Origin of the sequence: Kitasatospora sp. CB01950, assembly GCF_001905465.1 — a bacterium.
Taxonomy (GTDB): domain Bacteria; phylum Actinomycetota; class Actinomycetes; order Streptomycetales; family Streptomycetaceae; genus Kitasatospora.
Window position 1 is genome coordinate 202,740 of record NZ_LISX01000002.1, and the last position, 23,849, is coordinate 226,588.

A 23,849-nucleotide genomic window follows, 5' to 3' on the forward strand; every position below is an offset into this window, starting at 1 on the left:
GTCCTCGGGCCGATCCGGCTGTGTGTTCAGGGTTGCTCGCGCAGTCCCCGCGCCCCTGGTGGTGCTCTCCCTACAGGGCGACGCCCAGCAGGGCGTCCACCGCGCGGGAGACCAGGCCCGGGGCGCCGATGTCCTCGCCGCCGTCCGCGTGGGCGGTCGCGGCCCAGCGGTCGACGGCTGCGAGCGCGGCGGGGGCGTCGAGGTCGTCGGCGAGGGCCTCGCGGATCTCCGCGAGCAGCGACGTCGCGGACGGGCCGTCCGGGCGGGAGACCGCCGCGCGCCAGGTGGCGAGGCGGGTGAGGGCGGCGTCGAGGTCGTCGGCCGTCCACTCCCAGTCGCTGCGGTAGTGGTGGGCGAGCAGCGCGAGCCTGATCGCGGCGGGGTCGATGCCGTCGCGGCGCAGGGCCGAGACGAAGACCAGGTTTCCGCGCGACTTGGACATCTTGTGGCCGTCGAGGCCGACCATCCCGGCGTGCACGTAGGAGCGCGCGTAGGGGTGGGCGCCGAGGGCGACCTGGGCGTGCGAGGCGCCCATCTCGTGGTGCGGGAAGGAGAGGTCGCTGCCGCCGCCCTGGAGGTCGAACTCCATGCCCAGGTACTTGAGCGCGATGGCGACGCACTCGATGTGCCAGCCGGGGCGGCCGTGGCCGAGTTCGGTGTCCCAGGCGGGTTCGCCGGGACGGGCGGAGAGCCAGAGCAGGGCGTCGAGCGGGTTCTTCTTGCCGGGGCGCTCGGGGTCGCCGCCGCGCTCGGCGAAGATCGGCAGCATCTGCTCGCGGGTGAGCCCGGAGACCTCGCCGAAGTGCGGGTCGGACTCGACGGAGAAGTAGATGTCGCCGTCGACCTCGTACGCGGCGCCGGAGGCGAGCAGCTGCTGCACCAGCGGGACGATCCACGGGATGGATTCGACGGCGCCGATGTAGTGCGCGGGCGGGAGCATCCGCAGCGCGGTCATGTCCTCGCGGAACAGCGCGGTCTCGCGGGCCGCGAGTTCGGTCCAGTCCTGGCCGGTGGCGACGGCGCGCTCCAGGAGCGGGTCGTCGACGTCGGTGACGTTCTGGACGTACAGGACGTCGTGGCCGGCGTCCTTCCAGACCCGCTGGACCAGGTCGAAGGTGTTGTAGGTGGCTGCGTGGCCCAGGTGGGTCGCGTCGTAGGGAGTGATGCCGCAGACGTAGAGCCGGGCGGTCGGGCCGGTGGGGACGACCTCTCGGACACTGCTCGTGGCGGTGTCGTAAATGCGCAGGGGAAGCCCCTGACCGGGCAGGGCGGGAACCTCGGAGGTGGGCCAGGCATGCATGGCACCGACTCTAACCGTGCACTGATTTGAAAGACCAACCTGCCGGCATGATCGGCTTGATTCCGCTTGTTCTCTGTTTCGGATCGGTATCAGACCGGCGGCCAGGGAATAGACGGCCAGTCAGCCGACGGCAGCGGATGCCGTCCGGAGGCCAGCAACGCGCCCGTCCGGGCCCGCAGCGCGTCGAGCTCGGCCGCGGTGAGGTGCGGGCGCAGCCGCTCGCCGAGCGGGCCGTCGAGGTCGGCGGCGAGCTTGCCGAGGACGTCGAGGGCCTCGGCGGTGAGCGGGCGGTCGGCCCAGCCCCAGAGCAGGGTGCGGAGCTTGGGCTCGGCGTGGAAGGTGACGCCGTGGTCGATGCCGTAGATCCGGCCGTCGGCGGCGGGCAGCCAGTGGCCGCCCTTGCGGTCGGCGTTGTTGAGGACGGCGTCCAGCACGGCGAGGCGGCGCAGCCGTTCGTCGTCGCGGTGCACCAGCCAGGCCCGGCGTCCGCCGTCGAGCTCGGCGCGGACGATGGGGAGCCAGCCGTCGGCCGGGCCGTCCAGGGGCTGGAGGTCGAGGAGTTCGGGGGCCTCGGGGTCGGGTTCGATCCACAGCTGGACCATGCCGGGTCCGGCGGGGCCGTCGCGCAGGACGGTCGGCGGGATCAGCTGCCAGCCGGTGGCGGCGGAGACCTCGTGGGCGGCGGTCTCGCGGCCGGCCAGGGTGCCGTCGGGGAAGTCCCACAGCGGACGTTCGCCGGCGACGGGCTTGTACACGCACGGGGCGGTGACGCCGTCGAGGGTGGCCGTGCAGTAGAGGACGGCGTTGGAGGCGTCGGTGACCCGGCCGTGGACGGCGAGCGCGCCCTCGCGCAGCAGGGCGAGGGCGGCGGGGGTGTCGGCGGCCAGCGCGGCGCTGGTGGCCGGGTCGGTGCCGGGGGCTTCCACGGCCGGCTGCTCGCTCAGCGCCGGTAGCCGTTCGCGCGGGGGCACAGGTGGCCCTCGGGGTCGAGCGGCAGGTTGCAGAACGGGCAGGGCTTGCGGCCCGCCGCGACCAGGTCGAGGGCGCGCTTGGCGAACACCCGGGCCATCGCGCCGCTCAGCCGCACCCGCAGCAGGTCGGGGCCGTTCTCGTCGTCGAAGACCTCGATCTCGTCCTCGTCCTCGGACTCCTCGACGTACGCCTGCGCCTCGATCACCAGGCACTCCTCGCGGGCGTCCCAGGCGAGGGCCATGGTGCCCACCCGGAACTCCTGCTCCAGCGGCAGGTCGAGGGGGGCGGCGTCGAGCAGGTCGACGGGGGCGGCGGCCGGGATCGGGGACTCGCCGGCGCTGCGCCGCAGCGCCTCGTCGAGGACTTCCTCGATGCGTTCGGCGAGGGCGGCGACCTGGGCCTTCTCCAGCAGGACACTGGTGATCCGGCCACGCGAGGAGGCCTGCAGGTAGAACGACCGGGCGCCGGGCTGGCCGACGGTGCCGGCCACGAACCGCTCGGGCTGGTCGTAGAAGTGGACCTGACGGGACACGCTGCTCGCTCCGGTACGGGGGTGTGCGGTCTTCTCGATCTCACCCTACGGCCAAACGGCCCTGCCGTGGGGTGCGGGTGGCGCGGATTCCTGCCGGGGCTCGGGCGCGGTGGCGCCTGCTGGAACTCGGGCCGTGGTGTCTGCCGGGGCTCAGGCGGTGGCGCCGGTCTCGCCGCCGACCACCGCGTCGTCGCCGGCCGAGCGGCCGTGCGGGCGCGGGGCGAGCGAGGCGAGGGCGCCGGTGTCGCCGAGGCGCAGCAGGTAGGGGCGGTTCGGGGTGTAGCGGATCGCGGTGACCGAGCACGGTTCGACGGAGATCCGCTGGAAGTGGTCGAGGTGCAGGCCGAGGGCGTCCGCGACGATCGCCTTGATCACGTCGCCGTGGGTGGCGACCGCCCAGAGCGCGTCCGGGCCGTGTTCGACGGAGATCTTCCCGTTCCACTCGCGGACGGCGTCCACGGTGCGGTGGCTGAGTGAGCGCAGCGACTCGCCGCCGGGGAAGGCGGCGCCGGAGGCGTGGTCCTGGACGGTGCGCCACAGGGGTTCCTCGGCGAGTTCGGACAGCGGGCGGCCGGTCCAGTCGCCGTAGTGGCATTCGCCGAGCCGCTCGTCCAGGTCGGGCGGGCCGAGTTCGGGGCGGGCGGCGACCAGGGGTTCCAGGGTCTGCCGGCAGCGCTCCAGCGGGCTGCTGACCAGGCGGACGATCGGCAGGCCGTCCAGCCGGCCGGGAAGGGCGGCGGCCTGGGTGCGGCCGGTGTCGTCCAGGTCGACGCCGGGCGTCCAGCCGGCCAGGATTCCGGCCGAGTTGGCGGTTGACCGGCCGTGGCGCACGAGCAGCAGGGTGGGCATACCGCAAGCGTACGGTGTGCGCCCCTCCCGGCGGGCCGCGGGTTCGGGTCACAATGGCGGGCATGATCGTGGATTGCGGCACCTATCGGGCCGGCCGGCGCACCGAGGGCCCCGAGGACTACTCGGACGCCCTGGACGCCGTCCGGGCGGCCGGCGACGGCTTCGTGTGGATCGGCCTGGCGGACCCGACGCAGGCCGAATTCGACCATGCCGCAGACGAGTTCGGCCTGCACCCGCTGGCGGTGGAGGACGCGGTGACGGCGCATCAGCGCCCGAAGATCGACATCTATCAGGACTCGGTGTTCACCGTCCTGAAGACCGCCGGGTACCACCCGCAGGACGAGTCGGTCTCCATCGGCGAGCTGATGATATTCCTCGGCGACTCGTACGTGATGACGGTCCGGCACGGGCCGGAGAGCCCGCTCAAGGACCTGCGGGCCCAACTGGAGAAGCAGCCCGAGCTGCTGGCGCACGGCCCCGCCGCCGTCCTCTACGCGATCTGCGACCTGGTGGTCGACCAGTACCTCGACGTCGCCACCGAACTCCAGACCGACCTCGACGAGTTGGAGGCCGAGATCTTCTCCCCGGGCCGGGTGCGCGGCGCGGCCGAGCGCATCTACGGCTTCAAGCGGCAGGTGGTGAACTTCCGCAAGGCCACCTTCCCGCTGATGGAGCCCGCCCTGCGCCTCACCCGCGTCAACGCCGCCGCCGGCGAGGCCAAGGTGCCCTTCGTCCCCGCCGAACTGCGTCCCTACTTCCGGGACGTCGCCGACCACCTGGCCAAGGTCAACGAGGTGGTGGAGAGCCTGGACCGACTGCTCTCCGACATCCTCGCCGCCAACCTCGCCCAGGTCTCCGTCCAGCAGAACGACGACATGCGGAAGATCTCCGCCTGGGCCGCCCTGGCCGCCGTCCCCACCATGATCGCCGGCATCTACGGCATGAACTTCGAACACATGCCGGAGCTCCGCCAGCCCTGGGGCTACCCGGCGGCGCTCGGCGTGATGACCGGCGTCTGCGTCGTCCTGTACCGCCTGTTCAAACGCGCGGGCTGGCTGTAGCGGCCGGCCCGCGCGTTCGACGGCGGGTGCTGATCGGGACTGTGGTCAGGACTGAGGACTGCGGTCAGGACTGCTGCTGCCGACGGCGGCGGGCGGCCACCAGGGCGGCGCCGAGGGCCAGCGAACCGGCGCCGGCGGCGGTGATCGCACCGAGCGGGGCGTCGACGCCGGTGGCGGCGAGGGTGCCCGTGCCGGAGGTGTTGGTGCCGGTGCCGGTCGGGGTCGTGTCGGACGCCGGGGTGACGGTGGTGCCGTCGCCCTGGCCGCCCTGGTTCGGGGTGGTGCCGCCGTCGGTGCCGCCGGTGCCGCCGCCGTTGTCGCCGCCGCCGTTGCCGTTGTCGCTGCCGCCGCCGTTGTTGCCGCCGCCCGTCTCCTGGGCGTTGGCGGTGTCCCGGGCCTGGGCCTCGGCCAGGCCGGTGATCAGGAAGGTGTGCAGGGCCTCGGAGGTGTTCACGTCCAGGGCCGCACCGGCGGCCTTCCGAACTTCGGGCCCGCCCTGCGACATGGCCTGGGAGAGCCACAGCCGGGCGTCGTCGTCACTGACGGTCTTCAGGTCGGACAGGAAGGCCTTGAGGTCGTCCGCGCTCAGCACCTCGGCGGCGGCCTCGGTGATGGTGACCGAGCTGCCCGGCCGGACCAGCTGGTGGAGCACCTTCCACCACCTGTCGTTGGCCATCAGCCTCGGGGCCTCGACCTCCAGGAAGTGGTCGATCGCCGCGTCGTCGCCGTCCAGCGCCTTGCTCGCGGCCTCCGCCAGGCGGCTGCCGGGCGTGGCCTGCTCAAGGATCTGGGAGACCCGGACGCGCTTGTCGCTGCGGATGATCTGCGGCATCTCGACGTCCAGGAAGTGCTTGACGTCCTCGGCCGTGCCGTTCATCGCCGTCTGGGCGTGCTCGTAGAAGTACCGGCTGTGCCCGGGCTCCGCGATCACCTCGGCCAGCCGGGCGCGCAGTTCGGCTTCCTCCTCGGGCGTGATGCCGGTGGAGGGCGCGGGCGTGCTGGGCCCGGTCTCCGCCGGGGCGTCCGGCTGGGACTGCCCGGTGGGCGTGGGCGTCGGCGCAGTGTCGGCGAGCGCCGGGCCGGCGCCGAGGACGGTCGGCGCGGAGACCGCGGCGACGAAGACGGCGGTGGCGATCGAACGACGGATGCTCAACATGTCCCCCTGGAACGGTGGTTCAGACACTCGACCCCTCGCCGCGGCACATATGTTCGGCGACGGACGCGGGTGATCGTATCGGAACCTTCCGACTCGCTGAACAGCGACTTTTCCCCACCCTTTACCGACCGCCCGCCCGCGCGGACCGGACCGGCCCGCGCCAGGGCGTCAACTCCCGTGCGCAGCAGGGCGACCCGCACATCGAGACCCCGGCCGACCCGACCGGGCGCGCGCTCCGCCGCGGGCCGAAAGCCCGGCACAGTGCCGGGTCTTCGCGCCGAGCACCACGGCCTCGGCGAACCATCCGCAGGTGTCGGTGTCCCTCCCCGATGACGTCCAGGCCGGTCAGGAAGGCCTTGAGGTCATCCGCGCTCAGCACCCGGAAAGCGGCCTCGGTGAGGGTGCGCGAGCTGCCCGGCCGGATCATCCGGTGGACCGCCGGAGTCCAGCGGTCGTCGTCGAGGAGTTGCCGGCGACGGCCGGGGGCGTGGGAGAAGCGCGCCCGCAGAGGGGCGACAGGGGGCTGACGGATACCTGCACCTCTGGGCGGCGCTTCGCCCCGGCGAGGCTCCGAAAGGGCCTGACCGGGGCGAGTGGCGGGTCAGCAGGTCCGACGTTCTCGGCGTGACTACGCCTCGCCCATCGCCTGCCGCAGAGAGCGGGGGCGCATGTCCGTCCACACGTCCTTGATGTGGGCCACGCACTCCTCCTTGGTGCCGGTCTTGCCCTCGGCCTTCCAGCCGAGCGGAAGCTCGCGGTCTGCGGGCCAGATCGAGTACTGCTCTTCGTCGTTGACCGTGACCTGGTAAGTCACGTCGTCGCCCTCGGCCATGTCGATCTCCGTTTCGCGTGGGTCAGTGCCGACCCGAGCCTTGCCCGTCGCGATCACCGCGTACAGCTGCGATCACCAGTTCGAGTGACCCCTTGCTGATCTACCGAAATTCGGAACCGTAGTGCGATAAAGAGCTGAACGCGCGGCAGGTCATCGGCCAGCAGGCGCCGAGCGAACTCGCGGGCGTTGGCCGCCGAATCTGCGCCGAGCCCGCGCGCCCCTGCGACCACAGCGTCCCGCCTCCGAAGGCGGCTCCGACGACCCCGCCAACCTGCGCGCGCTGTGCGACTGGCACGTCCTGCGCAAGGACGCCGCCGACGCCGACCGCGCCCGCAAGAGGGCCGCCGTGAACCGCCGGCAGTCCGCCCGAACCCGCCGACTTGGCGGCGATCGACATCGCCTCGGCCATGCGCGCCCGCGCCGCCCAGCTCGACTCCGCGATCAAGCGCGAAGGCCGTCCGAGAACTCGTCGTCAGGATCACCGTGGCCGATCTTGGACTTGCCGCATGAATCGAACATCGTCAAGACTTCGAGCAGTTGCCCAATACGGCGGCTTTCATCGTGCGCTCCGGAGGTAGACATGGCAGACGAGCAGACGAACAACGAAGGTGCAGCGCCCAAGAAGGACGGCGTTTTCAACGCCCAGGAAGTCACCATCGAGGGCGAGGAGCACATCATCATCAGGGAAGACGAAATCACGGGCGTCGTCGAGCACTGACAGGTGATCAATGGCTCCAACCTTCCGGAACGAGGTTGGAGCCATTGCGCGTTCCCACGAGAGCGCCCCTGGCCCGCTGTCCGCCCTCCGCATGTCGATCTCGAAGGGGGCCCGCCGTAGCACGCCGAAAGACCCGAGAGATGGCACAGGCCTTTGAAGCCGCGGCCCGCAAGGATGCGCGCGGGGAATAGGAACGTCTGCGCGGGAGGGCGAATTCGAGTGTGGTGCCGCAGAAAGTGGACCCGTCCCCTGTGCTTGTGCCTCACCAATTCGGGGGGTTTGAATGATGCGGCGACCGGAAAGCGCAGTAGGCCGCCCTAGCGTGAGCCGTGCGTCGCCCATCGAACGGCGACACACCCGCATTCTTTGAGGAGCGTTGGTGGCCAACTTCCAGCTCGGTGACGTCCCTACGGGCTTCGTGTTCAACGAGAGCGACGGGCTCATCCACTACAGGTACGGGCTTCTCCTGCCCATCCCCCAGCCCAACCAGACGGGTGTGTGGGGGGACGCGTACTTCAGCCTCGGTTCCAGTTGGGTCGATGTGCGGTTGAAGGTGCAGTTCCACAACGGTACGACCTGGCTTCCCGCCAAGGACTGGGACGTCAGTCAAGGTGGTGCCCGCGTCACCGAGAAGCTCCCCAAGGGCATCCAGAAGATCCACGTCGGGCGGGTGAAGAAGAGCAGCAGCGACGTGGTGGACGACAACCCGGTCGGCTGGCTCATCGAGTACGTGTAGCAGCCACCGGCACCCCGCGCCTCGGACCGGCCTCGCGCCGGCCCGGGGCGCGTCGCGTTGTCTCCCCCACGTCCGGCCTGGCTTGCCGCAGATGATACGAAATCGTATAGTCCGAACTCATGAAGTCCGAATCCGTGCCATCCGAGTGGTCGGCCCTGCTTGCGCTGCAGCGGGCCACGCACGCCACCCTGCAGGTACTCGCCGCAGAGCTCGTCGACCTGGATCTGACCCCCTCCGAGATCAACGCGCTGGCCAATCTCGCCGACGGCCGGGGCCGGACCGTCTCTGAGCTCGGCGCGGCAGTGGGCACCCGCCCCACCACGCTGACCAGCGTGCTGGACCGCCTGGAACGACGCGGCCACATCACCCGCGGCACCCGCCCGGGAGACCGTCGCGCAGTGCTCATCGAACTCACCGCCTCCGGCCGCGTGGCCGCCGCCACGATCCGCCGAACCATCACCGACCTGGAACACCGCGCACTCCACGGCCTGCCGGCCGACGCGATCGCCTGCCTGCGCGCCGCACTGCAAGCCCTGACCGAGGTGTCCTCATGACCACCCAGCCCTCCGACTTCAACGCGCTGATGGCCGAAGTGACCGCGACCTCGGGGAAGTTCGGCCACCGAGAACACGTGCATCTGACGTGGCTGGCCGTACGACGGTTCGGCATGCCCGCAGCCGTCGGTCTGGTCAGCGACGGCATCCGGCGCACCGCCCGCTACGCGGGCGCACCCCAGAAGTACCACGCGACCGTCAGCCGAGCCTGGGTGGAACTGGTGGACCACCATGCGGCCGAACACGGCGACGACGACTTCGCCGCGTTCGCCGACAACCACCCCGTCCTGCTCGACAAGCGCCTTCTGACCCGGTTCTACCGTCCGACGACGCTGGCCGGCGCACAGGCAAGGACCGGCTGGGTCGAGCCCGACCTCGCCCCGTTCCCGTGGGAGGACACCGACCGGCGGCAGCTCCGGGAGGAACAGGCAAGCTGACCGCAACCGGGCAACGGCCGCACAGGTTCAGCAGGTTGTGAAGAACGGCTGGGCACCGGACTGGCCACGGATCGCTCCGCCCGGCCGGGCTGGGGCGCAGGTCGCCGACGTCATGGTCAAGCTCATGCAGCGGGGCGTCCCGCCGACCGTGGCGCTGCGCAAGGTGCCGGGCCGGCCAGGCCGAAGGCTCCCGTCCCGCGCGGTGACCTCGCCTGCCGTCAGCAGCCGCACTCCTCGCCGCGCCATGCCTCGATGCCCTCGCGCACGGCGAGGCCGGCCACCAGGAGGCCGATGACCGGGTCGACCCACCACAGGCCGAACAGCGTATTGGCGAGCAGGCCGACCAGGACAGCACCGGCCAGGTAGGCGCACAGCAGGTTCTGAGTGCCCTCGCCGGACGTCGACCCGGAGTCCAGCACCTTGCCCAGACGGCGCTTGGCCCGGCCGAGCAGCGGCATGACGATCAGCGAGGACACGGACAGGACGATGCCGAGCACGCTGGTTGACGGATGCTCACCCGCCGCCAAGGCGGAAATCGCGTCGTAGGCGATGTACGGGGCGAGCAGGAAGAACGTGACCGCGACGGCCTTCTGGGCCTTGCTCTCGGCGTCCTCGGACAGAGTCCGGGAGCCGCTGAACCGCCAGATGATGATCACCGAGGCCAGGCCTTCGATGACGGAGTCCAGGCCGAAGCCGAGCAGCGCGACGGAGGACGCCAGCACGGCGGCGGTGATGGCGATCGCGCCTTCGGTCGCCATGAAACCCAGGCTGAGCCAGGACAGCAGCTTCGCCTTGCGCGCAGCGTCGTGCCAGGCAGCATCCTTGACGACCGGTGGACGGCAGCAGGCGTCGGTGCAGTCGGGATCGCAGCGGCAGCCGCCGCCGGACTCGTGGACTGCCGTCGTCCCGGTCGCGATCTCGGGGGCGGTCACGCGCGCTCTCCGTCCGGGGTGCCGTAGGCGGGGCAGAGCGCCACGGCCTCGCCGGTGGCTTCCAGCACGGCCTCGGCCGCTACCAGCAGTCCCACAAGTGAAGGCTGGGTCAGTGTGAACATCGACGCCCGGCCGACCGGGCGGGAGTCCACCAGGCCGCACTCGCGCAGGCAGGCCAGATGCTTGGAAACCGTCGACTGGGCCAGACCGAGTTGCTCGACCAGGTCGACCACCCGGGCCTCGCCGAGCGCGAGCCGCCGGACGATCGCCAACCGGGCTGGATCGCCGAGCGAACGGAACAGGGCGGCAGCGGGTTCAAGACCACCCCTGTCGGCATCCTTATTATGAGATGTCATCGCCATTCGGCGATACTAGCCCATGCCTGGAGTCTGTCGGCACGGCCGGACGCGACCCCTGCCGACCCTTGAGCCAGGGCCCCGGCTTCGACCCGGCGACGGGGTCGAACGCGCCCGACACCTCGCAGTCGTCCGCCCGTCCGACGAGGTGCCCTCCGGCTCGCGCGACAGCGTCAGGAATCACGTCCCGCTGCCGCGTGGGTCAGCCGGCGGCAGCCTGCGCCCGGGAGAGGCGACGAACGCCGAGCAGGCGGCGCCCGCAGCCGTCGAACGGCGTCACGCGGTTCGTGCCGACCTCGCCCCCGGGGAGGCCCGCCGTCAGGCCAGGCCGGCGTGCTCCAGGGCGTCGACTCCCGTGCGCAGGGCGGCGGCGATCCGCTCGTCGAGCGACCAGCCTGCCGGGGCCAGATTCGTTTATACGCTGGAGAACACCGGACGCCTCATCCTTGCTCCCGGCTGGCTAAACCCGCAGGTCACGCGATAGTTGTTCGCCCCGACCGGGGACTCGTCGCGCATGGCAGCGGGGGCAGGGCCCCTCGCGACGCATGGACTCCCCCGGGTTGAGGTTGGCCCGGGCTCAGTATCGCGGCATCTTGGTGCGGGCCGGGAGCGGGATCGCTTCCCATGACGAAGTCGGGCCGAGCGGGCGCGACCCGTCGGGGTCGAGCGGCAGCCTGGACTTGACCAGCTGATCACCCAGCCACTTGACCTCGCAGCCGTACGCGCGTGCGAGAACTTCGATGTTCGTCCCCGCGCGAAGCCTGGCAGCGATGGCCGACAGGGACTTCACAGCGAGGGTCATACGCATGCCTCGCCACTCGGCCTCGTTGGTGGCCCACATTGGTGTTCTCCGTGAAGGGCCTCCGCCCTGCAACTGCGGGGCAGCGCAGGGCGGAGGGTTGGGCCCGCCGCTGGGGTTGGAAGCGGCGGGGGTTGGAAGCGGCGGGGGTTCGGTGGACGTTGGCAGCCGGGGTTCAGTCCGCGCTGCCCGGGGGCGCCGGGATTCCGACGGCGGACTCCTCGGTGCGGGCGACCGGCCCGTAGGAGTCCTTGATCATGAGCACGAGCGGTACATGGCCGGGGATGCCCAGGGCCTCGCGCACGGACTGGGAGACAACTTCGTCGCGGTTGTCGTCCATGTCGTCGAAGGTCACGAAGGGGCGGTCGTCCGCGCCTTCGATCTCCAGCTCGTAGCCCGCCACGGGGCGGACTTCGACCGCGACTTCACGGGGTGTGGGTGCCCGCATGGCGTAGGTTGCGTAGCCATCGTGCTCGCCGGTCGGGACGAAGCCGGCCTTGCGCAGGACGCGGCCGGAGGCCGGGTTTTCCGGGCGGTGCTTGGCACGGACTTCCGGCAGCCCGAGGCGACCGAACGCGAGAGCGAGGATTCGGCGGACGCCCTCGGTGGCGTAGCCCCGGCCCCAGGCGTCCGCGCGCAGGATGTAGCCGACGGCTGCGACGGGGCGGTCGCGGTGGAGTTTGACGACGCCGACGAGGTCTCCGTCCACGACCAGGCCGAGTACGTACAGCGTGCGCGGGGTCTGCGCTGCGGCGGCTGCGGCGTCGCGCAGGTAGTAGCGGGCTTCGGCCGCGTCCATCGCCTCGCGGTCCAGATGGCGCGTCGCCTCCGGACTGTAGATCCGCAGCAGGGCCACGGTGTCATGAGGGCCCAGTTCGCGCAGCTCGATCAACCGGTCACCGTCTCAAGGAGTTTGGCCAGTTCGGCGGCGGTGGGCCGGTCGTCCGGCTCGGCCAGCAGGACGGGGCGCAGATGGTCCTGGAGGGCGGGCCACGGCGAAGTCCTGGACAGCGGCACGGCCCTGGCGGCGATGGCCTCGCGGCGCTTCCACAGCGGCGTCTCCCAGCTCAGGCCGGCAGCCGAATAGCGCAGTGGCCACTTCCCGGTGACGCAGGTCCACAGGGTGCCGGCCAGGGCGTAGACATCGGCGGGCTGCGTGGTGGTGACCGGTTGGGGACCCGTGATGATCCGGGCCGCCAGCTCGGGGGCGGTGAGGTGGATCATCGTGCCGGAGAACGCGGTCCACGGAGTGCTGCCGATCTTCCGGGACCACGCGAAGTCGAGCAGGCGTACGGTGCCGTCCTTGTGGTGGATGCCGTGTTGCGGCTGGATGTCCCCGTGCACCCACCCGTCGGCGTGGAGGTCCGCCACGGCACGGCACAGCCCGACTGCGGCGTCGTGGGCCCCGTCCCGCCCGCCGTCGCCCTTGCGGAGAGGCTGGAAGCGCCCCCATGTGGACTTGCCGGTGAGCCACGGGGTGACCAGCCAGACGCCGTCGGTGTACCGGCCGGCGGTCACGGCGTAGCCGGGAAGCTCGTCCAGCACGGAGGCTTCGCGGGCGGTGACCTCGGCGGCCTCGCCGGTGCCGAGCTTGATGCTCGCCGCACCGTCCGGGCCGGTGGCCTTCCACACTGCCGTGCCCCGTCGGTCGCTGATCGGCGCCAGCGCCAGTGGGCTGCCGCAGATGGCCTTGGCGGCCTTCACCGCTTCTCGGGCCTCGGCAGGGTACTTGCCCATTCTCGAACTGCCTTCCATTCACAAGGGATGTGCTCGAAGACGTCCCGCCCGTCGTCCACCGACACGGCAAGAGCCGTGGCGAGGTCGGGCGTCGCCGTGAGGAACTTCGGGTCCAGCGGCCGCACGCCCGCCCGCACCGGCAGGAACGAGAACGGCGGCGGCGGGATGCGCTGCCCGCGCCGGCCGGTCTCGGCCGCGCCCCGGGCGAACTTTCCGACCATGACACCGACCGGGGCGTACAGGTGCTTGAGCGCCCAGTGCGGCCAGGCCAACAGCTCAGGGTGGTCGGCGCCCTCGCAGTGTCCGAGCAGCACCACGTTCTCGCAGACCAGCGTCCCGAACGGACGCCGCATCAGCGGGCGCACCCATTCCGCGGCCTGCACCCCGGCGTGGAACAACTCGGCCTCCACGGCGTACCGGTGGGCACCGGGGGCGATCTCGTACACCGTCCACCCGGTCATCCCGCGCCGATCGGACGGCCGCAGAAACGGGCAGTGCTCGTACATCTGGGCGGTGTACCCGTGCACGTCCACGCTGATGGGGTGCTCGGCGCGGGCTTCGAGTAGGCGGAGTGCCCCGGCGGTCGGCCGGGACACTCCGACGCGGAGTTCTGCGCTCACAGGTAGGACGCCACCGGGGTCAGCTCGTCGCCGTCGCTGGGCTCGGGCGAGCAGTCCCACTCCGCCCAGACCGTGCCGGTGGTGCGGTAGCGGCCCAGGGCCTCGGCGTCCAACTCGCCGTCGGCATCGGTGAACCAGATCTCCGGCAAGGGCCCGCACGCCTTCTCGTAGGCGTCCACCCAGTCGATGAAGCCCTCGCCGCCGCTCTCCGCGTGGCGCAGCCGCCGGTGGGCGTACTTGACGGTGAAGGCGGCGTGCTCGTCGGGGTCCTCGGTCAGCCGGTGCCACGCACGGTCCACGGCCCCGGAGAACATCTGCGGCATCGGCAGACCAGCGTCGAAACGCTGACCGGCGATCGTGAAGAACCTGCCCAACTCGGCCAGCGCCGTGGCGGATTCGGTTTCGGTGCTCACTTACCTCTCCCATCGGGTCGGTTGTGCCCGCCCGTCACGGACGAGCGGAGTGGGGGTGGTGCCCCGGCCCGGGGGAGTGTTCTCCACCGGGCCGGGGAGTTCGCGGTGCCTATGTGGCACACAGGTGAGACCGGACGCGATCAGCGCCATCGCCAGGGCCAGAGCCAGAGCCAGCAATGCCGCCAGCGCGACGGTGTAGGCCACCGCGACCGGCCGGGAGGTCGGAACGCCGCGCGCGGCACGTTCGGTCGCGGCGCGGTAGTCCTCCTGATCGCCGTCCACCCGGCTACGCCGGGCACCGGTCGAGGGCGGCCCGCAGGGCTGCGCGGCGGTGGGGCGTGCGGGCGCGGGCGATGCAGTCGTCGCAGATCGCGTGGAGCGTGCTGTCGTCGTCGCTGGGGGCGCGCAGCATGGTGCCCGTGCAGACCAGTTTCTCCTGCTGGCAGACCCAGCACTTTCCCTGGCGGTAGCCGTCCGGGCGGTCCGCAACGTACTCGTCACCCCCGAGGCGGAAGGGTCTTGGCGTGCTCACTCCGCGGACTCCAACTCGGTCAGCAGGACCAGCTCCGGGTACACGTCGCGGGAGGAATCCCTGTTCACCCAGGCGTGGTTGGCGTGCTCGCCCAGGGTCTCCGCGACGGTGCCCGTCCAGCCGTCCTCGCGGTGCCGGACCGGGGCGCCCTTGATCACCTTCAGGCTCTGCTTCTGTCGAATGATCATGCGGCACCCCTGCGGGCGATGCAGTTGTGGCAGCGGCACGAGGACCGTACGGCCGACTCCTGCACAGCCTCGCCCGGGGACGGGGCCCGGCCGGCCGCATTGGCCTTCCGGTACTCGTCCAGCGGGTTCCAGCCCTTCGGGAGCTTGTACCGCTCGGCCTTCGACGGGCCGGACTCGGAGTCCCGGTAGACCCTCGGGGTCTTGCGTGTCGCCATGGTGGTGTTCCCTCTGTCCCCGAGGCCGCCGTGGGGAGGCCGGTCCTCGGGACTCGTGCGACCACGTGGGGGTTTGTGGGATCAGGTGTCGCGATCACTACGCTTCGCGCATGTCCGCCGAGCCGTTCATCAACGATGACGACGACCACGACGCATGCTGGATCTGTCCCAGCCTCCGGCTCCCGGCCGGAGCGTTCGACGTACTCGAACGCCCCAGCCGCGACTACCCGTTCAACCCGGCCGACGGCTTCCGGTACGACCGGGAGGGAGTCCCGGCCTGCGTGCACGGAGACCGCATCGGGCTGCCTCCCGGCCGGTACGCGAGCGCCGGCCAGGAGTTGCCGGAGAGCCAGAACGCGATGGCGTGCTCACGTCCGCTGCGGCCGAAGCCGATGGAGTCGTACCTCGCGGCGAGGATGCCCAAGCGGCGGTCCACCTCGGCCTTGTCGAGCCAGTACCGGACGGGCGGCTCGGCGCCCCACGCGGCCACGTACGCGGCATGGGTGTACTCGCCGCCGGTGTAGTCGGTGTGCTCCTGGTCGGTCTGGTGAATCAGCGTGAAGCCGGTCCGCGCGGCGATGCGGGCGAGTAGCTGCGGCTGCGCGATCATCGCGTGCGTCATCTCGTCCACGGGGACGGGCAACGCCAGTTCGGCGTCGGTCTCACTGCCCGTGAGCTCGAAGGCCGCCGCCTTGAGCGCGATCGCCCGCAGGCCCTCGGCGAACAGCGGGGCCTTGTCGCTGTCGAGGTTCCACTCGCTGATGGTCGGGAACCCGGTGAAGCACTGCCAGTCGGAGCTGTACTCCAAGGTCGCCGCCTCGAACGCCGGGAACTCCGGGTCCGCGGTGATGGCCGCCAGGATCTCCCGGGCGCGCTCGCCGAGCGTGCCGGCGGACGGCATGGTGCTGGTGGACATGCTGGTCCTCCTGCTGGGTGGTTGAGGCTGCTGCCTCCAGTGAACGATCACCCTGTCACGCAGAACCAGAGCAGAAGTTGAGCACTTGTCAGGCATAATCAACGCGTTGTCAGGCTTGACCTGGGTCCTTCGATTTGGGGGGAGGCGCACATGCCCGGCAGGAGAAGGCAGCTCGCTGCTCGCCGCAGGAGGCTGGGTTACAGTCAGGAGCGTCTGGCTGAACTGCTGGGGGTCGCGACATCCACCGTTGCCCGCTGGGAGGCCGGCGTCGACCCTCATGGCTGGGTACTGCCAAAGCTTGCTCGGGCCCTCAAGGTGACCCCTGAGGGACTTGTGGACCTACTTACTCCCGAAGCAGCCCCTCCAGCCCTCCCGGTGGCCCCTGCCGCCACTCCGCTCCCTGGGGACACAGCCGACATGAAGCGCCGCGACGTTTTGAGCCTGCTCGCCGTAACAGGTGCTCTCATTTCCCTTCCCGAAATCGACAAGACCCCCTCAAGAAATGGGGTAGCCGCATCCTTGGTGGAAACGGGCCCCGAGCTGAATGCAACCCTCTGGCGAACATTCTCCCTGTCTGAATCGAAGCAAGTGGTCTATCCCATGATTCGGCACCAGTTGGGGCTGCTCGCGAGAGGCTTGGAAGAGGATCAAAGCAATTCATCCCGCCAACGACTCTGTCTCCTAGTGGGAGATCTTTACCAGTTGGCCGGCGAGATTTTCTTCGACGGTAACAAGTATGTCGACGCCGCCCGTTGCTACACCTTGGCTGCCAGCGCCTGCAAAGAAGCCGATGCATTCGACATGTGGGCCTGTGCCTTGACCCGTCACGCCTTTGTAGAGCTGTATGAAAGCAGGTTTTCTGCTGCCGCACCGATTTTGTCGGTGGCAGCGCGGGTGGCCGAGCGTGGAGATAGCCAGTTGTCGACACGCTACTGGGTGGCTGCGGTCCAGGCCGAGGTCTACGCGGGACTTGGAGACTTCGACGCCACCAGTCGATCGCTCGACACCGCCGAGAAGGTGCACAGCCTGCCAGGACAGCCGCACAACGGGGGGTGGCTTCGCTTCGACGGATCGCGCCTCGCCGAGGAACGAGGAACCTGCTATCTCGCCCTCGGTCGGCCTGACTTGGCAGAGCAGGCACTAACCTCGGCGCTCTCGCAGCCACTCTCGCTGCGCCGCCGGGGAGCCGTACTCGCAGAGTTGGCAGCCCTCGGTGCCGAGCAGCGTGACCTTGACCGAGCAAGCCACTACGTCCAGGCTGCCCTGGAGCTTGCCGGTCAGACCGGCTCCGGCTACGTCGGAAGAAAGCTGGAGGCCGTCAAGACCCGGCTTGCCCCGCTCATGTCCGACCGTCGCGCTCTGGCATTGCATCAGCAGATCTCGGCGCTCGCCAGCGTCGCCTGACCGAGGAGCAACACATGTCAACCGATGGACAGATTTTCCGCGAGGCCTGGATTGCCGGTGTCCTGAAGCACTATCCCGGCGAGCCGAAGCCCGGGTATGTCGCCCCCTGGGCCGAAACGCCCGACTGGGAGCGCGAGTGCGCCGCCGCAGTGTTCGGCCAGGTTCGAGAGTTCCTCCGCGTGAGCGGAGGAAACGCCGCGAAGCTCACCCGGGAACAAAAGGGGCGGTTCGTGGCGCTGTGCTGGATCGCCCAGATCCACAAGCATATTGAGAACCCGAAGCCGGGATACACCGCAGACTGGGACGAACTGCCGTTGTGGCAGCAGGAAACCGATGCGGACATCTTCGAGGCGATTGAGCGGGCGTCGGCCTGATGAGCAAGCCTTTCGTCCTCTCCGCACTATGCGGGGAGGCCGAGAGGGGTGGGCTCTGTTGCCAACTGCGGTGCGGCCTGTGACGTACGGGCGGGTAAAGGCCGCGGGGGTGGGGTCTGGTGTCAGCGGTGCATGTGTCCGCTCCCCATCGGCCGTGCCCAGATGGCTCCATTGGGGTCCGCCCAGATGTGGAGTCGTTGTTGTTGGGTGGAGTGGGCTGCCATGCTGCCGAGCGCCCCGCCGACCACCCACCCGGCCCCGCTACCGCCGGTGGTGCTCAGGGCCATGACGACCTGCCCCGGTGTGCGTGCGACGACTGTCCAGCCCTGCGCGGCCTGCGCCTGAAGCACCGAGTCGAGGGCGGTGTCGATCTCGGCCGGGGGTGACTGGCCGGCCCGGGGCGAGGATGACGAGGGTTGGTTCGGCGTTCGCACCCCACTGGGCTTGCCGGGGCTTGCGCTTGAACATCGGTGGTCCCTCGGGGGCGGGGTGGGGGCTGGTGTCAGCGAACGTGCTGCGGCTCTGATCAGTCGTTCCCTGTCGGCTTCCAGGTCCGCGATGCGCTGCGCCACTCCGTTGCCCGGCTCCCACACCCGTTCCGTGAACTCGGCGGGACCGAATTCGGCGAGGAACCGCCGTTCCGCGAAATCGTCCATTTCAGCCATCGGCGCGACCGGCTGTGGGCAATCTTCGGAACCCAACACGCCCTCCGTCCGGGCCTTGCATGCCCACGCAGGCATGAGGTGAGAGCTCTCCGGCACGGGTCAGCCGAGCCGCCTCCGAGTCCACCGACACACGGCCGGTTTCGTCGGTCAGCAGGCGCCGAGCGAACTCACGGGCAACGGCCGCCGAATCGGGTTCGTTCTCCGTGTGAGACACCTTCCCGCCGTGAGGCAGCCGCACGTGCATGAATCCGTACGCGGGTCTCCCGGTAACCTCCCCGTTGCGGCGAGCCCGCTCGGCCTCCTGCCGGTTGCGCGTCCTGATGCTCCGATGCTCCCCCTGCGCCATGAACAAGCTTGAGCGTGAACTCCTGCTCCTGCTGCGGGTCGTTCAGATCCCAGTACCCGGCATGGTCGGCGGTCAGCAGGGTCCGGCCGGCAGCGGCATCCTCCCGGGCCAGTCGCAGCCACGTGCGTGCGGCCCGTGCCGACACTTGAGCCGGGGCCCCGGCTTCGGCCGGGTGTACAAGGGTCGGACGCGCCGGACACCTCCCGGTCGTCCGCCCACCCGATGATGGGCCCGCCCTCGCACGCCACCGCGTTGAGGGTCGGGTCTCGTTGCTGCGGCGGGTGAGCCGGCTGACGCCGGGCAGGCAGCGTCCGCAGCCCGTGTGCGGCGTCACGGGCGCGTCGTCGGCGGTGGGCGTGTGGCCCCCGGGGGGTCGGGGCGGCCCGCGCGGACCCCGTCCCGGGGAGGCCCGCCGTCAGGCCAGGCCGGCGTGCTCCAGGGCGTCGACTCCCGTGCGCAGGGCGGCGATCCGCTCGTCGAGCGACCAGCCGGCGGGGGCGAGGGTCAAGGTGGTGACGCCGGCGGCGGCGTAGGCCTGCATGCGGTCGGCGATGCGGGCGGTGTCGCCGAGGAGGGAGGTGGCGTCGATGAAGTCGTGCGGGACGGCGGCCGCGGCGCCGGCCTTGTCGTGGGCGAGGTAGCGGGTCTGGACGTCGTCGGCGGCCTGCTCGAAGCCCATTCGGCGGGCGAGCTGGCTGTAGAAGTTCTTCTCCTTGCTGCCCATGCCGCCGAGGTAGAGGGCGGTGTAGTCGCGCAGCGTGTCGGCGGCGGCGTGGATGTCGTCGCCGACCGCGATGTTGACGGTCGGGCAGAGGTCGAAGCCGTCCAGCGTCAGGCCGGCCTTGGCGCGGCCGGCGGCGAGGGCGTCGACGGAGAGCGCGGCGTGTTCGGGGGCGAAGAACAGGCCGAGCCAGCCGTCGGCGATCTCGCCGGTCAGTTCGAGGTTCTTCGGGCCCATCGAGGCGATGTACAGCGGGATGCGCTCGCGCACCGGGTGGACGGTGAGCTTGAGGGCCTTGCCGGGTCCGCCGGGCAGCGGCAGCGTCCAGTTGGCGCCGTCGTGGACGAGCCGCTCGCGGGTCATCGCCTTGCGGATGATCTCCACGTACTCGCGGGTGCGGGCCAGCGGCTTGTCGAACTTGACGCCGTACCAGCCCTCGGAGACCTGCGGGCCGGAGACGCCGAGGCCGAGGCGGAAGCGCCCGCCGGAGAGGGTGTCGAGGGTGGCGGCGGTCATCGCGGTCATCGCGGGGGTGCGGGCCGGGATCTGGAAGATCGCGGAGCCGACGTCGATCCGCTCGGTCTTCGCGGCGACGAAGGACAGCACCGTGGCGGCGTCCGAGCCGTACGCCTCGGCGGCCCAGCACACGGAGTAGCCGAGCCGGTCGGCCTCCTGGGCCACGGCGATGTTGTCGGCGTCCAGACCGAGGCCCCAGTAGCCGAGGTTGATCCCGAGTCGCATGTGCCCACTGCCTTCCAGATCCGGTGGTGCGGCGAGAGTAGCCCCTGTGTCGAGCGACACACTACTGACCGGTAGTCGTGTTGTCCGCCACACCGCCCTGACATGCTGCCCGGATGACCGGGAAGCGCCGCTCCACCACCTTCGCCGACCTGGTGGCGGCCCTGCCCACGCCGCCCGAGGACGAGCCCGAGGTCCGCTTCGACCCGATGCCCGTCCACGACCGCGGCTTCACCGACGCCGACGGCTGCCACTGGCGCCTCGTCCGCGGGCCGCTGGACGTCCGCCGGGCCGAGCGGCTCGCCGTCACCGCCGACCGGATGACGATGGGCGTCGACTACGACGAGCGGGTCCGGCTGTGGATGCCGCGGTTCCTCGGCGCGGAGGAGCGCCCGGCCGCCTGGCCGGCGGCGCGGGCCGGATTCGACGCCGCCGCGCTGCCGTTCCACGAGGCGTACGAGTTCGCCGACGACGACGGCCGCGTCCTGCTGTTCATCGAGACGCACTGCTGAGGCCGACACCACGTCGGCCGAGCGGGTCGTCCCGGGCAGCGAACGGTTTCGCCGCTAATCTCGCAGCACGTGGGGGGCACCGCCCCCGACCTGCGCCCGCACGCGTGGCGCAGCACGGTGGACGGAGGGCGCGATGGAACAGCGACAGCTCGGCCGCACCGGCCTGCGGGTCTCCCGGCTCGGCCTGGGCACCCTCACCTGGGGGCGGGACACCGACGAGCACGAGGCCGCCGAGCAGTTGAAGGCCTTCGTCGACGCCGGTGGCACCCTGGTCGACACCGCCGACGTGTACGCCGACGGCGGCGCCGAGTACCTGCTGTCCCGGCTGACGGACGGTCTGGTCCCGCGCTCCGAACTGGTCATCGCCACCAAGGCCGGCCTGCTGCCCGGCACCCCCCGCCCCAACGCCTCCCGCGGCCACCTGCTGAACTCCCTGGACGCCTCGCTGCGCCGCCTCGGCACCGACCACGTCGACCTGTGGCAGGTGCACGCGTACGACCCGGCCACGCCCACCGAGGAGACCCTGCACGCCCTCGACCTGGCGGTCTCCTCCGGCCGTGCCCGGTACGTCGGGGTGTGCCAGTACAGCGGCTGGCAGCTCGCCAAGTCCGCGGCCTGGCAGCACGCTTCGCCCGGCCGCGCGCCGCTGGCCGCCGTCCAGCTGGAGTACTCGTTGCTGCAACGCGGCATCGAACGGGAGGCGCTGCCCGCCGCGCTGGACGCCGGGGCGGGCCTGCTGGCCGGCTCGCCGCTCGGCCGGGGCGTGCTGACCGGCAAGTACCGGCACGGCGTCCCCGCGGAGTCGCGGGGCGCCGCCCCGCACCCGGCCGGGTCGGTGCAGCCGTACCTGGGCGAGGCGTCCCGCCGGATCGTGGACGCGCTGGCGACCGCCGCCGACGGCCTGGCCTCCACGCCGCTGAAGGTCGCTCTCGCCTGGGTCCGCGACCGGCCCGGCGTGTCGGCCGCCCTGCTGGGCGCCCGCACCGCCGCCCAGCTGCAGTCCTCACTGTCGGTGGAGGCCCTTACGCTTCCGGGTGAGATCCGCGCTGCCCTGGACGACGTGTCGGCCCCGGTGCACCGCTACCCGGACCAGGGCTGGACGGAGCTGTAGAGCCGTCCGGCCCGTTGAAGGAGCCTTCCGCATGACCACCCCCGAGGAGAGCCCGGCCCCGGCCTCCGAGCAGCACGCCGGTACCGTCGCCGCCCTCGCCGAAGCGATCCGCGCGGTCGGCAAGGGCGGCGCCGACGGCGCTCCCGCCGCCGAGCAGCACGCCGACGGCCCGACCGCCGGCGGCCCGACTGCTGACGGCCCGACCGCCGACGCCCAGCGGCAGGCCGCGCTCGCCGCCGTCGCCGAGGTGCTGGCGGTCGGCGGCGCGCCCGCGCAGCTCGCCCCCGTTGCGGTCGCCGAGCTCGGCGAGGGCGCGGCCGGCCTGCTGCGCGCGGACCCGTGGGCGGTGCTCTCGCTGCCCGGCGTCCGTCCCGAGCACGCCGACGGCTTCGCCCGCGGCCTGCTCGGCGCCGAGGCGCAGCCCGGCGACCCGCGGCGCGCCCAGGCGCTGGTGACGTGGCTGATGGAACAGGCCGCGCTGCGCGGGCACTCCGCGCAGGAGCTCGCCACGGTCTCCGAGGCGCTGCGCGCCCAGCACGTCCCCGACCCGGCGAGCGCGCTCCAGGCGGTGCTGGAGGACGGGCGGGTGATGCCGTTCCAGGAGGAGCTGCCGATGCCGCCCGGCAGCCACGACGAGGACGAGGAGCCGCCCGTCCGCACCCTGCTCGCGCTGGAGCGCCTGGCGCTGGCGGAGGAGAGCCTCGGCGAGGGCCTGGTCCGGCTGCTGTCGACCTTCGTGCCGGGCGAGGACGTTCAGGATTCTGACGGTTCCTCGGACGGGGACTCCTCGGACGAGGACGCGGAGGAGGCGGAGGCCTCGGACGAGGACGCGGGGGCTTCGGGCGAGGCTGCGGAGGCTTCGGACGAGGCCGTCGCGGCGTCCGAGGAGCCCCCCGTCCAGCCCGGCCCAGCCGCGTGGGAGGCGGCGGCCGCGGCTGCGCCGTCCCGCTCGGCGCAGGAGCTGGTACGTACCGTCGCCGGGTCCGGTCTGGTGCTGCACACCGGTGGCGAGGCGGCCCGCGCCGAGCCGGCCGCGCTGCTGCACGCCGCCGCCGGGCTCGGTCTGCGGGCCCGGGCGGCGACCTGGACCGGGCAGGGCCGCGACGCGCTGGCCGCGCTGCTCCCGGAGGGCTCCCCCGCTGCCGGGCGGATCGGCACCCTGGCCGAGCTGCTGTACGGCGCCGAGCTGCCGCGGGCGGTGGACGGCACCCTGCCGCTGGACGTGCTGGTGGTGCTGGACGCGCCGCTGCTGGACGTGGAGACCGCCGCCACCCTGCTGGAGGCGCTCGCGGACGGCACCCGGCTGGTGCTGTCCGGCGACCCGGGCGGCCTGTGGTCGGCCGGTCCGGGCCGGTTCTTCGCCGACCTGCTGGCGGCGAAGGCCTGCCCGACGGTGGCGTCCCGCACCCCGGACTTCGGGCCGATCGGCGAGCTGGTCTCGGGTGTCGGCATCGGCGAACTCCAGCCGGTGGACGCCCCGGACAAGGAGGTGGTGATCCTCACCGCCAAGGACGGCGGCGAGGCCGTGCACCGCGCCGTGCAGCTGCTGACCGACTCCGTCCCGCGCGCCCTGTCGATCCCGTCCGAGCAGACCGTGCTGCTGACGCCGGGCCACGCCGGGCCGGCCGGTACGCGGGCGCTGAACGCCGCCGCGAAGGCGAAGTTGAACCCCGGGCCGGGCCGCTTCGGCGGCTTCGACCCGGGCGACCGGGTGGTGCACTCCCCCGCGCTGGGCGTCAATCTGCCCGGGCGGGTGCTGGACGGCGATGCGCAGGGCCTGCACCTGGAGTTGGCCGACGGCGGGCGGCTCACGCTCACCCCGCAGCAGGCCGGGAAGCTCCGCCACGGCTGGGCGGTGACGGCCCACCAGGCGGTCGGCCGGCGCTGGCCGGCGGTGGTCGTGGTGCTGCCGGAGGACGCGGCCGGGCAGCTGACCCGGCAGTGGGTGTACACGGCGTTCGGCCGGGCCGAGCGGCACCTGTCGGTGGTCCACGCGGCCGGCCCCGCGCTCGCCCGGGCGGTCGCCGAGCGCCCGGCGACGCCGCGCACCACCCGCCTGCGGTCGCTCCTGGCCGACCAGTAGGAGCCAGGCGGGCGGCAAACGGGCAAGGGCCCGGGACGAC

Annotated in this window: 29 protein-coding genes and 1 pseudogene; 11 read left to right on the top strand and 19 right to left on the bottom strand. The window is 71.6% G+C overall.

Annotated elements, in window-relative coordinates:
• Window positions 1–70: 70 nt before the first annotated feature.
• From mshC to AMK19_RS05680, 4 genes are all read right to left on the bottom strand, one after another.
• On the bottom strand, window positions 71–1,300 hold the full coding sequence (gene mshC / locus AMK19_RS05665) for a cysteine--1-D-myo-inosityl 2-amino-2-deoxy-alpha-D-glucopyranoside ligase (protein ID WP_073808651.1): 1,230 nt from the start codon (window positions 1,298–1,300) through the stop codon (window positions 71–73).
• Window positions 1,301–1,389: 89 nt separating this feature from the next.
• Entirely contained in the window at window positions 1,390–2,226 is an 837-nt protein-coding gene (locus tag AMK19_RS05670) for an SCO1664 family protein (RefSeq protein WP_443134990.1), read from the bottom strand.
• Window positions 2,227–2,240: 14 nt separating this feature from the next.
• Window positions 2,241–2,804, bottom strand: coding sequence for a DUF3090 domain-containing protein (locus AMK19_RS05675; protein WP_073808652.1), 564 nt, complete (start codon window positions 2,802–2,804; stop codon window positions 2,241–2,243).
• 150 nt (window positions 2,805–2,954) lie between these two features.
• The gene (locus tag AMK19_RS05680; protein ID WP_073808654.1) at window positions 2,955–3,653 is read right to left on the bottom strand and encodes a histidine phosphatase family protein; all 699 of its coding nucleotides are present in this window, start codon (window positions 3,651–3,653) and stop codon (window positions 2,955–2,957) included.
• Between the two features lie 62 nt (window positions 3,654–3,715).
• On the opposite strand from AMK19_RS05680, the gene AMK19_RS05685 reads away from it, so the two are divergent.
• Window positions 3,716–4,714, top strand: coding sequence for a magnesium and cobalt transport protein CorA (locus tag AMK19_RS05685; RefSeq protein ID WP_073809520.1), 999 nt, complete (start codon window positions 3,716–3,718; stop codon window positions 4,712–4,714).
• Window positions 4,715–4,778: 64 nt separating this feature from the next.
• Here the strand turns inward: AMK19_RS05685 and AMK19_RS05690 are convergent, their stop codons facing one another.
• Window positions 4,779–5,867, bottom strand: coding sequence for an ALF repeat-containing protein (locus AMK19_RS05690; RefSeq protein WP_158071870.1), 1,089 nt, complete (start codon window positions 5,865–5,867; stop codon window positions 4,779–4,781).
• A gap of 631 nt (window positions 5,868–6,498) precedes the next feature.
• Window positions 6,499–6,702, bottom strand: a complete 204-nt coding sequence (locus tag AMK19_RS05695; RefSeq protein ID WP_073808657.1) for an MbtH family protein — start codon at window positions 6,700–6,702, stop codon at window positions 6,499–6,501.
• Window positions 6,703–7,282: 580 nt separating this feature from the next.
• On the opposite strand from AMK19_RS05695, the gene AMK19_RS35860 reads away from it, so the two are divergent.
• From AMK19_RS35860 to AMK19_RS05715, 4 genes are all read left to right on the top strand, one after another.
• On the top strand, window positions 7,283–7,420 hold the full coding sequence (locus tag AMK19_RS35860) for a hypothetical protein (RefSeq protein ID WP_158071871.1): 138 nt from the start codon (window positions 7,283–7,285) through the stop codon (window positions 7,418–7,420).
• A 379-nt stretch (window positions 7,421–7,799) separates the two neighbouring features.
• Window positions 7,800–8,156: a hypothetical protein gene (locus AMK19_RS05705; RefSeq protein WP_073808660.1), complete on the top strand. Its 357-nt coding sequence runs from the start codon at window positions 7,800–7,802 to the stop codon at window positions 8,154–8,156.
• 119 nt (window positions 8,157–8,275) lie between these two features.
• Entirely contained in the window at window positions 8,276–8,710 is a 435-nt protein-coding gene (locus AMK19_RS05710) for a MarR family winged helix-turn-helix transcriptional regulator (protein WP_073808661.1), read from the top strand.
• Window positions 8,707–9,147 carry a hypothetical protein gene (locus tag AMK19_RS05715; protein ID WP_073808662.1) on the top strand — a complete coding sequence of 147 codons (441 nt, stop codon included), beginning with the start codon at window positions 8,707–8,709 and terminating at the stop codon, window positions 9,145–9,147. The genes AMK19_RS05710 and AMK19_RS05715 overlap by 4 nt, the downstream gene beginning before the upstream one ends.
• Window positions 9,148–9,365: 218 nt before the next feature.
• Here AMK19_RS05715 and AMK19_RS05720 read toward each other — a convergent pair whose 3' ends face one another.
• The 11 genes from AMK19_RS05720 to AMK19_RS36900 form a co-directional block, all read right to left on the bottom strand.
• The gene (locus AMK19_RS05720) at window positions 9,366–10,079 is read right to left on the bottom strand and encodes a cation diffusion facilitator family transporter (RefSeq protein WP_241844261.1); all 714 of its coding nucleotides are present in this window, start codon (window positions 10,077–10,079) and stop codon (window positions 9,366–9,368) included.
• Entirely contained in the window at window positions 10,076–10,441 is a 366-nt protein-coding gene (locus AMK19_RS05725; RefSeq protein ID WP_241844262.1) for an ArsR/SmtB family transcription factor, read from the bottom strand. The genes AMK19_RS05720 and AMK19_RS05725 overlap by 4 nt, the downstream gene beginning before the upstream one ends.
• Window positions 10,442–11,012: 571 nt before the next feature.
• Window positions 11,013–11,276, bottom strand: a complete 264-nt coding sequence (locus tag AMK19_RS05730) for a hypothetical protein (RefSeq protein ID WP_073808665.1) — start codon at window positions 11,274–11,276, stop codon at window positions 11,013–11,015.
• A 133-nt stretch (window positions 11,277–11,409) separates the two neighbouring features.
• Window positions 11,410–12,126 (bottom strand): GNAT family N-acetyltransferase, encoded by a 717-nt coding sequence (locus AMK19_RS05735; protein WP_073808667.1) that lies wholly within the window; start codon window positions 12,124–12,126, stop codon window positions 11,410–11,412.
• Window positions 12,123–12,971 carry a protein kinase domain-containing protein gene (locus AMK19_RS05740; protein WP_073808668.1) on the bottom strand — a complete coding sequence of 283 codons (849 nt, stop codon included), beginning with the start codon at window positions 12,969–12,971 and terminating at the stop codon, window positions 12,123–12,125. The genes AMK19_RS05735 and AMK19_RS05740 overlap by 4 nt, the downstream gene beginning before the upstream one ends.
• On the bottom strand, window positions 12,935–13,591 hold the full coding sequence (locus tag AMK19_RS05745; protein ID WP_198953224.1) for a hypothetical protein: 657 nt from the start codon (window positions 13,589–13,591) through the stop codon (window positions 12,935–12,937). Before AMK19_RS05745 ends, AMK19_RS05740 begins: the two co-directional genes overlap by 37 nt.
• Window positions 13,588–14,004 (bottom strand): hypothetical protein, encoded by a 417-nt coding sequence (locus tag AMK19_RS05750; protein WP_073808670.1) that lies wholly within the window; start codon window positions 14,002–14,004, stop codon window positions 13,588–13,590. Before AMK19_RS05750 ends, AMK19_RS05745 begins: the two co-directional genes overlap by 4 nt.
• 286 nt (window positions 14,005–14,290) lie before the next feature.
• On the bottom strand, window positions 14,291–14,536 hold the full coding sequence (locus AMK19_RS05760; protein WP_073808673.1) for a hypothetical protein: 246 nt from the start codon (window positions 14,534–14,536) through the stop codon (window positions 14,291–14,293).
• Window positions 14,533–14,724 (bottom strand): hypothetical protein, encoded by a 192-nt coding sequence (locus AMK19_RS05765; RefSeq protein WP_073808675.1) that lies wholly within the window; start codon window positions 14,722–14,724, stop codon window positions 14,533–14,535. Before AMK19_RS05765 ends, AMK19_RS05760 begins: the two co-directional genes overlap by 4 nt.
• A complete protein-coding gene (locus tag AMK19_RS34995; protein ID WP_143200066.1) occupies window positions 14,721–14,939 on the bottom strand; it encodes a hypothetical protein in 219 nt (72 codons plus the stop codon). The genes AMK19_RS05765 and AMK19_RS34995 overlap by 4 nt, the downstream gene beginning before the upstream one ends.
• Before the next feature lie 223 nt (window positions 14,940–15,162).
• Complete coding sequence (locus AMK19_RS36900; protein WP_073808676.1) at window positions 15,163–15,855, bottom strand: hypothetical protein; 693 nt, start codon at window positions 15,853–15,855, stop codon at window positions 15,163–15,165.
• Window positions 15,856–16,005: 150 nt separating this feature from the next.
• Here AMK19_RS36900 and AMK19_RS36905 point away from each other — a divergent pair.
• The 3 genes and pseudogenes from AMK19_RS36905 to AMK19_RS05780 all read left to right on the top strand — a co-directional run.
• Window positions 16,006–16,173, top strand: a pseudogene (locus AMK19_RS36905) (helix-turn-helix transcriptional regulator); the annotation flags it as partial.
• A gap of 99 nt (window positions 16,174–16,272) precedes the next feature.
• On the top strand, window positions 16,273–17,259 hold the full coding sequence (locus AMK19_RS05775; RefSeq protein ID WP_241844299.1) for a transcriptional regulator: 987 nt from the start codon (window positions 16,273–16,275) through the stop codon (window positions 17,257–17,259).
• 14 nt (window positions 17,260–17,273) lie between these two features.
• Complete coding sequence (locus tag AMK19_RS05780) at window positions 17,274–17,633, top strand: hypothetical protein (RefSeq protein WP_073808679.1); 360 nt, start codon at window positions 17,274–17,276, stop codon at window positions 17,631–17,633.
• A gap of 122 nt (window positions 17,634–17,755) precedes the next feature.
• On the opposite strand, the gene AMK19_RS36745 is transcribed toward AMK19_RS05780, so the two are convergent.
• Both AMK19_RS36745 and AMK19_RS05785 read right to left on the bottom strand, forming a co-directional pair.
• On the bottom strand, window positions 17,756–18,289 hold the full coding sequence (locus AMK19_RS36745; protein WP_143200067.1) for a hypothetical protein: 534 nt from the start codon (window positions 18,287–18,289) through the stop codon (window positions 17,756–17,758).
• A 770-nt stretch (window positions 18,290–19,059) separates the two neighbouring features.
• Window positions 19,060–20,106 carry an LLM class F420-dependent oxidoreductase gene (locus AMK19_RS05785; protein ID WP_073808681.1) on the bottom strand — a complete coding sequence of 349 codons (1,047 nt, stop codon included), beginning with the start codon at window positions 20,104–20,106 and terminating at the stop codon, window positions 19,060–19,062.
• Window positions 20,107–20,219: 113 nt separating this feature from the next.
• Here AMK19_RS05785 and AMK19_RS05790 point away from each other — a divergent pair, with 113 nt between their 5' ends.
• The 3 genes from AMK19_RS05790 to AMK19_RS05800 all read left to right on the top strand — a co-directional run bounded on the left by AMK19_RS05790 (window position 20,220) and on the right by AMK19_RS05800 (window position 23,809).
• On the top strand, window positions 20,220–20,615 hold the full coding sequence (locus AMK19_RS05790; RefSeq protein ID WP_073808682.1) for a hypothetical protein: 396 nt from the start codon (window positions 20,220–20,222) through the stop codon (window positions 20,613–20,615).
• A 133-nt stretch (window positions 20,616–20,748) separates the two neighbouring features.
• Complete coding sequence (locus AMK19_RS05795) at window positions 20,749–21,726, top strand: aldo/keto reductase (protein ID WP_073808684.1); 978 nt, start codon at window positions 20,749–20,751, stop codon at window positions 21,724–21,726.
• A gap of 31 nt (window positions 21,727–21,757) precedes the next feature.
• Window positions 21,758–23,809, top strand: coding sequence for an ATP-binding domain-containing protein (locus AMK19_RS05800; RefSeq protein WP_241844263.1), 2,052 nt, complete (start codon window positions 21,758–21,760; stop codon window positions 23,807–23,809).
• Window positions 23,810–23,849: the final 40 nt, after the last annotated feature.

Bases quoted from the DNA above. Each gene is read 5' to 3' on its own strand.
- mshC (WP_073808651.1), bottom strand. From the start codon at position 1,300: ATGCATGCCTGGCCCACCTCCGAGGTTCCCGCCCTGCCCGGTCAGGGG.
- AMK19_RS05680 (WP_073808654.1), bottom strand. From the start codon at position 3,653: ATGCCCACCCTGCTGCTCGTGCGCCACGGCCGGTCAACCGCCAACTCG.
- AMK19_RS05685 (WP_073809520.1), top strand. From the start codon at position 3,716: ATGATCGTGGATTGCGGCACCTATCGGGCCGGCCGGCGCACCGAGGGC.
- AMK19_RS05695 (WP_073808657.1), bottom strand. From the start codon at position 6,702: ATGGCCGAGGGCGACGACGTGACTTACCAGGTCACGGTCAACGACGAA.
- AMK19_RS35860 (WP_158071871.1), top strand. From the start codon at position 7,283: ATGGCAGACGAGCAGACGAACAACGAAGGTGCAGCGCCCAAGAAGGAC.
- AMK19_RS05710 (WP_073808661.1), top strand. From the start codon at position 8,276: ATGAAGTCCGAATCCGTGCCATCCGAGTGGTCGGCCCTGCTTGCGCTG.
- AMK19_RS05715 (WP_073808662.1), top strand. From the start codon at position 8,707: ATGACCACCCAGCCCTCCGACTTCAACGCGCTGATGGCCGAAGTGACC.
- AMK19_RS05725 (WP_241844262.1), bottom strand. From the start codon at position 10,441: ATGGCGATGACATCTCATAATAAGGATGCCGACAGGGGTGGTCTTGAA.
- AMK19_RS05730 (WP_073808665.1), bottom strand. From the start codon at position 11,276: ATGTGGGCCACCAACGAGGCCGAGTGGCGAGGCATGCGTATGACCCTC.
- AMK19_RS05740 (WP_073808668.1), bottom strand. From the start codon at position 12,971: ATGGGCAAGTACCCTGCCGAGGCCCGAGAAGCGGTGAAGGCCGCCAAG.
- AMK19_RS05765 (WP_073808675.1), bottom strand. From the start codon at position 14,724: ATGATCATTCGACAGAAGCAGAGCCTGAAGGTGATCAAGGGCGCCCCG.
- AMK19_RS34995 (WP_143200066.1), bottom strand. From the start codon at position 14,939: ATGGCGACACGCAAGACCCCGAGGGTCTACCGGGACTCCGAGTCCGGC.
- AMK19_RS36900 (WP_073808676.1), bottom strand. From the start codon at position 15,855: ATGTCCACCAGCACCATGCCGTCCGCCGGCACGCTCGGCGAGCGCGCC.
- AMK19_RS05775 (WP_241844299.1), top strand. From the start codon at position 16,273: ATGAAGCGCCGCGACGTTTTGAGCCTGCTCGCCGTAACAGGTGCTCTC.
- AMK19_RS05780 (WP_073808679.1), top strand. From the start codon at position 17,274: ATGTCAACCGATGGACAGATTTTCCGCGAGGCCTGGATTGCCGGTGTC.
- AMK19_RS36745 (WP_143200067.1), bottom strand. From the start codon at position 18,289: ATGGACGATTTCGCGGAACGGCGGTTCCTCGCCGAATTCGGTCCCGCC.
- AMK19_RS05785 (WP_073808681.1), bottom strand. From the start codon at position 20,106: ATGCGACTCGGGATCAACCTCGGCTACTGGGGCCTCGGTCTGGACGCC.
- AMK19_RS05790 (WP_073808682.1), top strand. From the start codon at position 20,220: ATGACCGGGAAGCGCCGCTCCACCACCTTCGCCGACCTGGTGGCGGCC.
- AMK19_RS05795 (WP_073808684.1), top strand. From the start codon at position 20,749: ATGGAACAGCGACAGCTCGGCCGCACCGGCCTGCGGGTCTCCCGGCTC.
- AMK19_RS05800 (WP_241844263.1), top strand. From the start codon at position 21,758: ATGACCACCCCCGAGGAGAGCCCGGCCCCGGCCTCCGAGCAGCACGCC.